The organism is Flavobacterium sp. N1994, assembly GCF_025947145.1.
Classification (GTDB): domain Bacteria; phylum Bacteroidota; class Bacteroidia; order Flavobacteriales; family Flavobacteriaceae; genus Flavobacterium.
The window spans coordinates 2,460,051-2,472,488 of record NZ_CP109999.1 but is presented as its reverse complement, the minus strand read 5'-3'; the positions used below and the strand labels follow the sequence as shown (position 1 = coordinate 2,472,488).

General features: G+C 34.3%; 10 protein-coding genes. 8 read left to right on the top strand and 2 right to left on the bottom strand.

Annotated features, from left to right (window positions below; translation table 11 throughout):
• Window positions 1-196: 196 nt before the first annotated feature.
• The 4 genes from OLM53_RS10995 to truB are packed head-to-tail and all read left to right on the top strand — an operon-like array spanning window position 197 to window position 2,854.
• A complete protein-coding gene (locus OLM53_RS10995) occupies window positions 197-1,072 on the top strand; it encodes a cell division protein FtsX (protein ID WP_264520283.1) in 876 nt (291 codons plus the stop codon).
• A gap of 47 nt (window positions 1,073-1,119) precedes the next feature.
• The gene (locus OLM53_RS10990; RefSeq protein WP_264520282.1) at window positions 1,120-1,362 is read left to right on the top strand and encodes a DUF3098 domain-containing protein; all 243 of its coding nucleotides are present in this window, start codon (window positions 1,120-1,122) and stop codon (window positions 1,360-1,362) included.
• Window positions 1,362-2,159: an undecaprenyl-diphosphate phosphatase gene (locus OLM53_RS10985; RefSeq protein ID WP_264520281.1), complete on the top strand. Its 798-nt coding sequence runs from the start codon at window positions 1,362-1,364 to the stop codon at window positions 2,157-2,159. The genes OLM53_RS10990 and OLM53_RS10985 overlap by 1 nt, the downstream gene beginning before the upstream one ends.
• Window positions 2,159-2,854, top strand: a complete 696-nt coding sequence (gene truB, locus OLM53_RS10980) for a tRNA pseudouridine(55) synthase TruB (protein ID WP_264520280.1) — start codon at window positions 2,159-2,161, stop codon at window positions 2,852-2,854. Before OLM53_RS10985 ends, truB begins: the two co-directional genes overlap by 1 nt.
• On the opposite strand, the gene OLM53_RS10975 is transcribed toward truB, so the two are convergent.
• Window positions 2,811-3,443: a thioredoxin family protein gene (locus OLM53_RS10975; protein ID WP_264520279.1), complete on the bottom strand. Its 633-nt coding sequence runs from the start codon at window positions 3,441-3,443 to the stop codon at window positions 2,811-2,813. The genes truB and OLM53_RS10975 overlap by 44 nt on opposite strands.
• 142 nt (window positions 3,444-3,585) lie before the next feature.
• On the opposite strand from OLM53_RS10975, the gene pyrH reads away from it, so the two are divergent.
• From pyrH to OLM53_RS10960, 3 genes are all read left to right on the top strand, one after another.
• Window positions 3,586-4,293, top strand: a complete 708-nt coding sequence (gene pyrH, locus OLM53_RS10970) for a UMP kinase (protein ID WP_264520278.1) — start codon at window positions 3,586-3,588, stop codon at window positions 4,291-4,293.
• 83 nt (window positions 4,294-4,376) lie between these two features.
• Window positions 4,377-4,937, top strand: a complete 561-nt coding sequence (frr, locus tag OLM53_RS10965; protein ID WP_264520277.1) for a ribosome recycling factor — start codon at window positions 4,377-4,379, stop codon at window positions 4,935-4,937.
• A gap of 87 nt (window positions 4,938-5,024) precedes the next feature.
• Window positions 5,025-7,511 carry a DUF5686 and carboxypeptidase regulatory-like domain-containing protein gene (locus OLM53_RS10960; RefSeq protein ID WP_264520276.1) on the top strand — a complete coding sequence of 829 codons (2,487 nt, stop codon included), beginning with the start codon at window positions 5,025-5,027 and terminating at the stop codon, window positions 7,509-7,511.
• On the opposite strand, the gene OLM53_RS10955 is transcribed toward OLM53_RS10960, so the two are convergent.
• Window positions 7,512-9,782, bottom strand: coding sequence for a cation:proton antiporter (locus OLM53_RS10955; protein WP_264520275.1), 2,271 nt, complete (start codon window positions 9,780-9,782; stop codon window positions 7,512-7,514). It lies immediately after the preceding gene.
• 185 nt (window positions 9,783-9,967) lie between these two features.
• Here OLM53_RS10955 and OLM53_RS10950 point away from each other — a divergent pair, with 185 nt between their 5' ends.
• Window positions 9,968-12,397: an efflux RND transporter permease subunit gene (locus OLM53_RS10950; RefSeq protein ID WP_264520274.1), complete on the top strand. Its 2,430-nt coding sequence runs from the start codon at window positions 9,968-9,970 to the stop codon at window positions 12,395-12,397.
• Window positions 12,398-12,438 lie beyond the last annotated feature (41 nt).

Genomic DNA, 12,438 nt, shown 5'->3' with positions numbered 1-12,438 from the left:
CCCCGATGGTAGTGGAAATCCTCGTAGAGATTGCAACGAACAGCGGGAAAATGGCTGACTGAAACTGCCCGAACCATTCGCTGCTAAAAAATTTTAAGCGACAAATTTACGTTTATTATAATAAAGTTAAAAGTTTGTACGTTATAAAGGAGAAAAACAATTTTCTTTATTATTTTTACGGCTTAAATCACTGTTTATGTCAGACTCATTTGAAAAGTTTCAGAAGCGCAGAGTTATTACCTCTTATTTTTCGGTAGTGTTGAGTATCTTTTTGGTGTTGTTTTTGTTGGGAATCTTGGGGCTTTTTGTCATCAATTCCAAACGATTGTCAGACAACTTTAAGGAAGAAATTGTGATGACGGTATTCTTTAAAACCGAAGCTTCCGACTCCGCTATAAGCGCCTTTAACACCGAATTGAAAACAGCCAAGTTTGCAAAATCTTTTGCCTATGTTTCGAAAGAGAAAGCGGCTGAGCAACATAAGAAAGTTATTGGGGAGGATTTTATGCAGTTTTTGGGCGTAAACCCTTTACAAAATTCGTTTGATATTCATTTGAAAGCTGATTATGTGACCAATCCTGAGATAGCTAAAATTCAGAATCGTTTGCGTAAAAATGATATGATTGCGGATATTGTTTATGACAAGCAATTGGTGACTTTGGTGAACGACAACATCAAAAACATTAGTATGTGGATATTGATTATTAGTTGTGTTTTTGCGCTGGTTTCGGTGTTGTTGATTAACAGTTCGTTGCGTTTATCTATTTATGCGAATCGCTTTATTATCAAGACCATGCAAATGGTGGGGGCTACCAAGTCCTTTATTAGAAAACCTTTTATTAAGACTAATGTTATTCTTGGTTTTGTGGGAGCGGTATTGGCGATTTTGGCTTTGATTGGCGTGTTGATTTATATTGAAACTAGTTTCCCGAATTTGGGAATTATGGAAAATAAATTGGCTATCATTGGGGTGTTGTTGGGTGTTTTAGTGCTTGGAACTGTGATTACTTTTATTAGCACCTATTTTGCAACACAGCGCTTTTTGAATTTGAGAACAGACGATTTGTATTAGAATAAAGAAGCAAGAGACAAGAAAAAAGAATTATACCTATAGAAAACATGAAAAATAACGAGCAACAACCAGATTTTCTTTTTGATAAAGTAAATTACAAGATATTATTGATTGGCATAGTTGTAATTGCTTTAGGGTTTATCCTTATGAGTGGTGGTGGAAGCGATGATCCTAAAGTTTTTAATGAAGATGTTTTTAGTTTTAGAAGAATCCGATTGGCGCCGACTGTGGTTTTGATTGGGTTTGGAATTACGATTTATTCTATTTTTAAGAAAAGTAAAACTGCCTAATGGATTATATTCAAGCCATTGTTCTGGCCATTATTGAAGGGATAACTGAATTTCTTCCGATTTCTTCTACAGGTCACATGATTATTGCCTCTTCCTTTTTTGGGATTGCACATGATGATTTTACCAAATTATTTACCGTTGTGATTCAGCTTGGCGCGATACTATCAGTAGTAGTTTTGTATTTCAAAAGATTTTTTCAAACGCTTGATTTTTATTTCAAATTACTAGCGGCTTTTATTCCGGCTGTGGTTTTTGGATTGCTATTTAGTAAAAAGATTGATGCTTTGTTGGAAAACCCAATCACGGTTGCAATTTCCTTAGTAATTGGCGGAATCATTTTACTGAAAGTAGACGATTGGTTTACCCAAAAAGAAGAGACTCAAGAAACAGAGAAAATAAGTTATGCTACGGCAGTTAAAATTGGTTTGTTTCAATGCTTGGCTATGATACCAGGAGTTTCCCGAAGTGGTGCGAGTATTATTGGTGGGATGTCTCAAAAATTATCTCGTAAAACGGCTGCTGAATTTTCGTTTTTCTTGGCGGTTCCAACGATGCTTGGAGCTACGGTTAAGAAATGTTACGATTATTACAAAGACGGTTTTGTATTGAGTCATGACCAAATTAACTTTTTGATTATTGGTAATGTCGTGGCATTTATTGTGGCGCTGTTGGCTATTAAATCGTTTATTGGGTATTTATCCAAACATGGTTTTAAAATGTTCGGTTACTATAGAATTGTAGCAGGTTTAGCGATACTTCTTATCCATTACTTTGTAATGACATTAACTACGCTTTAATGACTGCTGAAGACTATTTAGAAGGTCAAATTCTTCTCATTGACAAACCGCTGACTTGGTCTTCCTTTCAAGCGGTGAATAAGTTGAAGTACCTTCTGAAAAGGAAATATGATCTTCCTAAAAAATTCAAAATTGGTCATGCTGGCACTTTAGATCCTTTAGCCACAGGATTACTGATTGTTTGCACTGGAAAGTTTACCAAACGCATTACTGAAATTCAAGGTCAAGCCAAAGAATATACTGGAACTTTTACTATTGGGGCTACTACTCCTTCCTACGATATGGAAACGGAAGTGGATGCTACTTTTCCAACAGATCATATTACAGCCGAATTTATCCAAGAGACAACAAAACAATTCCTTGGTGAAATTGACCAAAAACCTCCTGTTTTTTCGGCTATCAAAAAAGACGGAAAACGTTTGTATGAACACGCTCGTGCTGGCGAAGAAGTGGAGATAGCGTCAAGAAAAACTACCATTCACGAATTTGAAATCACCAGAATTGCTTTGCCTGAAATTGATTTTAGAGTAGTCTGCAGCAAAGGAACTTATATTCGTTCGCTAGCTTTTGATTTTGGAAAAGCACTCCATTCAGGTGCTTATTTATCCGTTTTACGACGCACTAAGATTGGCGATTACGATGTTGCCAATGCTATTTCACCATCGGGATTTGAGCAGCTGCTAAATCAGCCCTAGTCATCAAATCCATAATTTCTTTTTGAGTTGACAATCCTTTATCGTGTAAATACCAAAGTTGCAAATTAGTTTTAGCCGTTTCATCTACTATTCCGTGTAGTGCTTTATAATCGAGAATCAGTTTTTTAGCTCCGTTTGGTCTTGGTCCAAAATCGCCTAAAACGCTCAAAGTATTTTTATCTAATACAATTAATTTGGGAATAGATTTGGTTCCATTAGTCAAAAACAAATTCATCAAATCCTCGTTCTCATCTCGAAACACAATTTTTAAATCAATTTTATGGGAACTTTCGGCCATTTTATGAATCACAGGAAGAATCTGAGCTGCATCGCCACACCATCCTTCAGAAAGCACTAACCAAATATATTCCCCCTGCAAATGATTTAATTGCTGAATGTATTCGGTTGAAATTTTTATGGTTTTCCCCAAACGATTCATACGCGCTTCATTCAATTCAGAATAGTGAAGCAAATCTTGAGTTTGTTCTTTTCCAGATGCTTTTCTTTCTTTAAGTAAAGAGGAAACTATACTTCTATATTGAGCATAATCATAGCTATTAGACAAACTTTTCTTAATGATAGGTACCATGGCTTGAATTTTATATTGCAAAATTACAAAACCAAAGATTCAAAAAATGTGATAATTGTTACCAAAACAATATTTTTATCAGATACTGTAAAAAAAGAGAATATGTTTATATTTGCAACACTAAAAATAAACACAATCCAGAATGAAATACAAAAGAATTCTTCTAAAACTAAGCGGTGAAGCTTTAATGGGCGAAAGACAATATGGTATCGACCCAAAACGTTTAGCCGAATATGCCGATGAAATCAAAGAAATTCATGATAAAGGTGTAGAAATTGCCATCGTTATTGGTGGAGGAAATATTTTTAGAGGAGTTGCTGGAGCCAGTAATGGTATGGATAGAGTGCAGGGGGATTACATGGGAATGCTTGCTACGATTATCAACGGAATGGCATTACAAGGTGCATTAGAAGATAAAGGCATGTTAACTCGTTTGCAAACTGCTTTAAAAATTGAAGCGATTGCAGAGCCCTATATCAAAAGAAGAGCTGTTCGTCATTTAGAAAAAGGAAGAATTGTTATTTTTGGAGCTGGAACTGGAAATCCTTATTTCACGACAGACACTGCTGCGGTACTACGTGGCGTAGAAGTACATGCTGATGTAATTTTGAAAGGAACACGTGTTGACGGAATTTATGATGCTGATCCAGAGAAAAATCCAAATGCCGTGAAATTTGACAGCATTACATTTGATGATGTTATCAAAAAAGGATTGAATGTTATGGACAGTACAGCGTTCACTTTAAGTCAGGAAAACGCTTTACCGATTGTGGTTTTTGATATGAATAAAAAAGGAAATTTACTAAAAATATGTAACGGTGAATCTATTGGCACCGTAGTGAAAATATAGACATTTTAGACTGCTTAGACATCTTAGACCAACTTACAATCTATGAAGTCTAAAAATCTAATAATCTAACAATCTAAAAAGAAATGGAAGAAATAGAATTTATTTTAGACAGTACAAAAGAATCGATGGCAGGTTCTATTGCGCATTTAGAAAAAGAGTTTTTGAATATTCGCGCTGGAAAAGCTTCACCACAAATGTTGGGGAGTGTTTTTGTAGATTATTATGGCTCTCAAACACCACTATCGCAAGTTTCCAATGTGAACATTCCAGATGCTCGAACCATTACTATTCAGCCTTATGAAAAAAACATGTTGCAAACTATAGAAAAAGCCATTATGGTGGCCAATCTTGGTTTCAATCCTATGAACAATGGTGAAAACATTATCATCAATGTTCCTGCTTTGACTGAGGAAAGAAGACGTGACTTGGTAAAACAAGCAAAAGCAGAAGCAGAAGATGCCAAAATCGGAATCAGAAATGCTCGTAAAGACGCCAATACTGAAATTAAAAAATTAGAAAAAGAAGGGACTTCGGAAGATGTTTGTAAAACGGCTGAAGATGACATTCAAAAATTAACGGATGGTTTTATCCGAAAAGTGGAGGAACACTTGGCTACAAAAGAAGCCGAAATTATGAAAGTATAACTTTTGTTAATTCAATATTAAAATCCGCCATGTGCGGATTTTTTTATCCTTATTTTTGTTTGATAGTTTGGTGCCAAAATTTCACTAATGAAGCAATTCTTTATTTTGTTTTTATTTTTCCCGATGTTGCTTCAAGCACAATATCAAGTCCATGGAATTATTAAAGATGTTGAGACAAAAAAAGCACTTCCTTTTGCCACAATTACTACAGAAAAAAAAGTCACAACCATTGCTGATGTGGATGGTAAGTTTAATTTAATTTCAGTTACAGCACCTGAAATCTTGACTATTTCTTATGTTGGTTATGAATCAAAAACCATTTCATTAGTAGAAATCAAATCGTTTTTAACACTTTATCTTTCCCCAAAAATTGATGCACTAAAAGAGGTTATTATTCCCAATTCAAATACGGCAAATGCTATTATTACGAAAGTAATTCAACAAAAGGCAAACAACAATCCTCAAAAAAAGCTACAAAGTTTTCAATTCAAATCATACAATAAATTAGTAGTAACTGCCAATCCTGACTCTATTATTGGTAAAATTGACACCGTTTTTGTTAATGCAGTTTCCAAAGATAAAATCGTCAAAATTGATTCTTCGGATTATAAGTTTAAAAAGCTAATTGATAAGCAACATTTGTTTCTTACTGAAAAAGTATCCCAATTTCAATTTGAAAAACCTCTTTTAAAAGAAACAATTCTAGGGACCAAAATGGCTGGTTTCAAAGAGCCTGTTTATGAATTTTTGGGATTCAGTTTACAGTCATTTTCTATTTATGATGACCAATATGAACTTTTTGAAACCAAATACAAAAGCCCAATTGCCAATAATGCATTGCAACGATATCGATTTAAAATATTAGACACCACTTTTGTGGATAATCGAAAAGTGGTGGTGGTATACTTCAAAAATAAAAATAATGCTAAAGGATTAGAGGGATTGCTTTATATAGACCAAGAAAACTATGCCATTGCTAAAGCTATAATGAGAATTCGAGGCGTTTTAGATATTACGGGAATTCATGAATTTAGCTATTTGCCAGAGGAAAAAGTTTGGTTTCCAACGCGTAAAAATTTTAAAATTGTAAAAGGGAAAAGCAAAGAACAAACTACTATTTTAGGCGGAAGGATTGCATTTTCAGCCGAAGATGATGAAACAAATTCGAAAAAAGCGGCTTCTGATTTTACTTATCTTTCTTCCGAAATGCATGTTTTTGATTTGAAAGTAAATCCCCCTTTGTCTATAAAAAAATCATTTATTGCCATTGATGTTAAAGAGAATGCAAATAACCAAAATAATGCTTTTTGGAAATCCAATCGCATTGACAGTTTAGATAGAAGAAGTGAAAGAACCTATCTCGTTTTGGATAGTTTAGTAACCAAGCGAAAGATTGAAAAAAAGATTAGATTGGGCCGAAAAATCATCAATGGGTATTTACCTGTGGGCTGTTTTGATTTTGATTTACGCTATTTGTTAACTTATAATAATTATGAAGGATTCCGATTTGGCATAGGAGGCATTACTAACGAATTGTTCTCGAAAAAAATTAGAGTTGAAGGATATACCGCCTATGGTTTAAAAGACGAAACGATTAAATATAATATTGGTTCAGCCTTCAGAATTGGCAATGCCTCCAGCTCCTGGATAGGCGCCGCTTATACTGATGATGTTCGGGAAATTGCTAGTACTAATTTCGCTACTGACAAACGGACCTTCAGATTCTATGATTCTAGGCCCTTCAATATTAGCACGTTTTATAATCATAAAACTTGGCGGGCCTATCTGGAGACTAAAATCATTCCAAAATCCGAAAGTATTTGGCAGCTTTCCCATAGCGAAATCCGGCCTTTGTTTAATTATACTTTTGCTTATGAAGGCAAACTGTACAATGAGTTTGCTTTTACAACAGCCTTATTGTCTATACAATGGAATCCGAACAGTGATTTTATGCAAACTCCCACTGGCAGAATTGAATTTGAAAAACGGTTTCCAAAATTCTCTTTACAATATACAAAATCACTTCCTGGCGTTTGGGGAAATCACTTTGTTTTTGACAAAATTGATATTAGGATTGAATATGAAAAAAAATATTTAAACGATCAAAAATCTACTTTTTTAGTGCAGGCAGGAAGTGTCTTTGGTGCTGCTCCTATTACTCATTTGTATAGTGTTTCTCCCAACAATTTGACTGCGGAAAATATAATAGAACAAATTAAATTAAGTGGAAAAAACAGTTTTGAGACCATGTATTATAACGAATTTTTTTCAAGTGAATATGTGATGTTTCAACTCAAACATGGTTTCAAGCGACTAACCGTATTTCGAAACATAAAGCCTTCTATTGTACTAGTAACTCGAATGGCTTGGGGCGACATGCAACATCCTGAGCGACACTTAGGAATAGTTTATAAAACTTTAGACCGTGGTTTTTTTGAGTCAGGCATTGAACTCAACCAAATTTACAAAGGTTTTGGATTGGGTGGATTTTACAGATATGGTCCAAATCAATTACCAAGATTTGAAGATAATCTTGCCATTAAAGTAAGTTTTATATTTGATTTTGGATTTTAGTTACGGCTTAACAATAAGCACAGAAGGAATATCAGTCAGCCAAGACACCTCATCATCTACTAACTTTTTCCAAGTTTCTAAACTAAAAACCATCAAATCTTGCTGTTGTAAAAACGGTTTGTTGAGTTTATCTGTGACAGAAACTTCAATGTTATTAGGATAGCTTTGTTCTAAGGCAGCTAATGAATTTTCAACAATAAAATTGTTTTTAGTATGTTCATTATTATCTAAAATGGTAATGTGAGAACCATTATTGTAAATCAATTTTTGAGCATAGTCAATTAAGAATACATCACCAACACTAAAAATACCCAGAAAGACTTTTTCAATTTTTTGCAAATCTTTGTCAATTAAGATTCCTAGTGGTGTTTTGGTTTTTGAAATTATCAAACGAGTTCTATCATCAAAAGGTGAGTTTTCAAACAATCCTTCTTTCCCTTTGAACTTATCCAATAATCTATCTGGGTTAATAATTCTTGAAGTAAATCCAAGTACTTTCCCTAAAATGGTTCCTTCAAAAATGGATTTCCCTAAACCGACCAATAGTAAATCGTATTTCCCTTCTCTTGCAATATCAGCAATGTCGGTTTCTATATCCCCAGTTGCTTTGAAAATCGTTGTAATTTCTTGATTAAGGTTTTGAGATTCCTCTATAATAGGTTTGAAAGTAGCTGCTTCATATTCTTCTAAATTGTAGGCGTGCATTTCGTCACTCATGGTTAAATGCATGGCCGTAACATTAGCTGTATCAGATTGTTTTTTGGTAAGACTGTTGGCCAAACGCAATAATGATTTCCCTTTTTCATTGTTCCCAAACGAAATCAGGATATTAAAATCGGAATTCTTTTTAACTTCAGAAGGAATAATAACATCTTTAGTTTTAAAAATAAAATTGATTATATCTAATGCTGGCCCAGTCATAAATGTGGTAACCAATGCCATAATAACCATCATGGTAAATACTTTTGGGGAAAGCACTCCTAATTCGTATCCAATATTTAACACCACTAATTCCATTAACCCTCGAGTATTCATTAAAGCGCCGATGGTCAAACTATCCCTCCAGGTTTGTCCGACAAACTTTGCCGCTAATGCACTTCCGAAGAATTTTCCGGCCACAGCTACTGCAATGATACAGCCCGTAACTTTCCATAAATAGATATCATTAATTAATCCAATCTCGGTTCGTAATCCTGTGAATACAAAGAATAACGGCAGCAATAAAATGACTGATACATCTTCTACTTTTTCAATAAAAACATTTCTGAATTTAGCGATATCAGGCATAATGGCTCCCATCAAAAAGGCACCAAATAAAGCGTGAATACCAATGATTTCGCTTACATAAGCAGAAACAATTAAGGTTAAAAGAAAAATTGCGACAACGGATTTTTTGATATTTTCCTTTTTTGCATACAAATCTCCGACACGTTTCAAAAAAGGTTTTACCACAAAAAGCATAGTCAAAACATAGACAAGAGCCAATCCAATAACATACAAAGAACTCACAAAACTTCCCGCTTTGACAATTGCAATTACGACTGCTAAGATGCACCATGCAGTAATATCATCGGCAGCGGCACATGTAATAACGATAGTCCCTAATCTTGTTTTATGAATGCCTCGTTCCTGCACAATTCGGGCTAAAACCGGAAATGCAGTGATACTCATAGCAATTCCCATGAACAAACTGAATGAAAGAAACTCAACGCCTGATGGCGCAAATTGATGATAGATGTAATACGACAATCCGATACCTAAAGCAAACGGGATAACAATACTCGCATGACTAATTACTACGGCTTCATTGGCTTTGTTTTTTAAGACTTTTAAGTCCAATTCCATTCCGATAACAAACATGAAAAGTATTAATCCTATTTGGCTCAATAACTGAAGATTTCCAAGAGATTCAACTGGAAATAAAGCATCCTTCATATCGGGAAAATATAATCCAAAAAGAGAGGGACCAAGAACAATTCCAGCGATGATTTCACCAATGACTGAAGGCTGTCCAATCTTTCTGAAAATCCATCCAAAAACTCTAGCCACGAGGACAATGGTAATGATTTGGAAAAGCAATAAAGCTAGCGGATGTTGTAAATTATGAAATAAAGAAGATAGAAACTGAACCCATTGGCTATCTGTAGATGATGGAGAAATGATTTTTCTACCTACTTCTAAAAGTTTTCCTTGTTCAACAATTCTATACATTAAGTAGGTGAACCCACCGGTAACAATGATATAAAATAAAGAGTTTTTTATATTTCTCATCCAAAAGTTGTTGTTGCTTCTGTTTACAAAGATGCTAAAAAGCAATGTATTTTTTTATTTTTTTTTATGCTATTAATGATTATTTAACTTCATCCGTAAATCTGCCATAAATTAAGCAAATCTTTTGCAAAAGACTATCCTATTTTACGCGTTTTAATTACCTTTGCAACCGTTTTTATCGTAAAATGAAAAAGAAAATTAAAGTAGGATTTTGGGAATTTATTGCAGGCATAATTCTGAGAAATAGAATTGCCATTAGCATTGGTATTTTTCTATTAACTATTTTCTTAGCCATGCAATGGAAAAATGTTGGCATGACTTATAAAGAAGCCAATCTACTTCCAAAAAACCATAAAGCCAATAAAGATTATACTCAATTCCTCAATATTTTTGGTGAAGAAGGGAACTTAGTCGTTATTGGAATTAAAGACAATCGTTTTTTTACACCAAAGGCCTATCAAGCTTGGAATGAATTGATGACTAATTTGAAATCTCACAAGGAGGTTGAATTGGTAGTGTCATTGAATGATTTAAAAAAATTACAAAAAAACGACACCTTAGAAAAATTTGAATTAGTCCCGCTAGTTAATCAAAAAAGAACGCTAGACCCTACTTATTTAGCTGAAATCAAAAGACAACTTTTTCATGATTTACCCTTTTACGAAGGGTTGCTTTTCAATAAAAAATCGGGAAGTATTCGCTCTGCTATTTATATCAACAAAAAGGTAGTTAACTCTCCTATTCGGAAAAAATTCATTCTAAATGTGTTGGTTCCTGAAGTAGCCAAATTTGAAAAGAAGACTGGAATTGATTTGAAAGTTTCGGGCATGCCCTATATCCGAACTATCAATACCGAAAACATGAAAGGGGAAATTGGGCTCTTTATTGGTGCAGCCTTATTCATCACTTCCTTAATTTTCTTTTTATTTTTCCGTTCCCATAGAGCAACTTTTATTTCCATTTGTATATTGATAGTTGGAGTAATGTGGTCTTTTGGAACACTCGGATTGTTCCATTACAAAATCACCATTTTAACGGCTATTATTCCACCTCTAATTATCGTAATTGGTATTACAAATTGTATTTTCCTTATCAATAAATACCAACAGGAAATCAAGACCCATCGCAATCAGGCGAAAGCTTTACAACGAGTAATTTCAAAAATTGGGGTGTCAACCTTGATGACTAATTTGACCACAGCCATTGGTTTTGCTACTTTCATGATTACTGGCAATGATTTGTTGTATGAGTTTGGTTTGGTCACTTCTATCAATGTAATTACGGTCTATCTTTTGACTTTGATGGTGGTGCCGATAGTGTATAGTTTTATGCCATTGCCCAAAGAAAAGCACTTGAATCATTTAAGCAAAAACTACTTGTCTTCCATTTTAAATTTGGTTGAGAATTTGGTAAAAAACAAACGCAATTTGATTTACAGTATTTACGGTTTGCTTTTGATTTTTAGTGTCATAGGGGTTTCTCAAATGAAAGTTTCTGGAAGTTTAATTGGAGAAATGCCAAAAAGTGCCTCGTTCTTTAAAGACATTGTTTTCTTTGAAAAAGAATTTAACGGAGTGATGCCTTTGGAAATTATGATCAATACCAAACGCAAAAAAGGAGTAATGAAATCCTCCACTTTGCGAAAAATGGATGAATTACAAACCACCATTGATAGCATTCCTGAATTATCAAAACCAGTTTCGATAGTAAATTTAGTAAAGTATTCGAAGCAAGCTTTCTATAATGGCAATCCCGAATATTACGATTTACCCAATTCCCAAGAGCAAGCTTTTATTTTGTCGTATGCCAAAAATGCTACCAAAGGTTCAAAAGACAATTTGATGAAAAGCTATGTGGATTCGACTGGTCAATATGCTCGAATTACTACGTTCATGAAAGACATTGGCACTGAAGAGATGGCTAAAATCGAAAAGAAATTGCATGCCAAAATTGATAAAATTTTCCCTAGCGACCGCTATGAAGTTACGTTAACAGGAAAGGCGTTGGTCTTCCAAAAAGGAACATCTTACTTGGTTACCAATCTTATCGAATCGTTAATCTTTGCCATTTTACTAATTGCTGGATTGATGGCTTATATGTTCCGTTCCTGGAAAATGATTTTTGCTTCGGTGGTAACCAATATTCTACCGCTTTGTATCACTTCTGGTTTAATGGGTTATTTCGGAATTCCCCTGAAACCTTCCACCATTTTAGTGTTTAGTATAGCTTTTGGAATCTCAGTCGATAATGCTATTCAGTTTATGGCGAAGTACCGACATGACTTAATTCAGAATGGAGGAAAAATCAAGAAAGCGGTTATTAGTGCCTTACATGAAACTGGCGTTAGTACTTTTTATACATCGGTGGTGTTGATTTTTGGTTTTGCTATTTTTACTTTATCAAGTTTTGGCGGAACGATTGCTTTGGGAGGATTAATTTCGGTTACTCTGACTTTTGCTATGTTTGCCAATTTGGTAGTGCTTCCGGCATTGGTTTTAACCACTGAAAGATGGGGGAGCAAAAAAGAATTACTCGAAGAATTGCTAGAAGAACCGAGCATTAATATCTATAGAGATAACAACGAAGAACACGGAGAAGAAGACAGCGAAAAATAAGGCTATTTTCAATTATATTTGCATCAGAAAAAGAATTAAAA

Coding starts and splice junctions, on each gene's coding strand:
- truB (WP_264520280.1), top strand. CDS start 2,159: ATGACTGCTGAAGACTATTTAGAAGGTCAAATTCTTCTCATTGACAAA.
- OLM53_RS10960 (WP_264520276.1), top strand. CDS start 5,025: ATGAAGCAATTCTTTATTTTGTTTTTATTTTTCCCGATGTTGCTTCAA.
- frr (WP_264520277.1), top strand. CDS start 4,377: ATGGAAGAAATAGAATTTATTTTAGACAGTACAAAAGAATCGATGGCA.
- OLM53_RS10985 (WP_264520281.1), top strand. CDS start 1,362: ATGGATTATATTCAAGCCATTGTTCTGGCCATTATTGAAGGGATAACT.
- OLM53_RS10995 (WP_264520283.1), top strand. CDS start 197: ATGTCAGACTCATTTGAAAAGTTTCAGAAGCGCAGAGTTATTACCTCT.
- pyrH (WP_264520278.1), top strand. CDS start 3,586: ATGAAATACAAAAGAATTCTTCTAAAACTAAGCGGTGAAGCTTTAATG.
- OLM53_RS10950 (WP_264520274.1), top strand. CDS start 9,968: ATGAAAAAGAAAATTAAAGTAGGATTTTGGGAATTTATTGCAGGCATA.
- OLM53_RS10990 (WP_264520282.1), top strand. CDS start 1,120: ATGAAAAATAACGAGCAACAACCAGATTTTCTTTTTGATAAAGTAAAT.
- OLM53_RS10955 (WP_264520275.1), bottom strand. CDS start 9,782: ATGAGAAATATAAAAAACTCTTTATTTTATATCATTGTTACCGGTGGG.
- OLM53_RS10975 (WP_264520279.1), bottom strand. CDS start 3,443: ATGGTACCTATCATTAAGAAAAGTTTGTCTAATAGCTATGATTATGCT.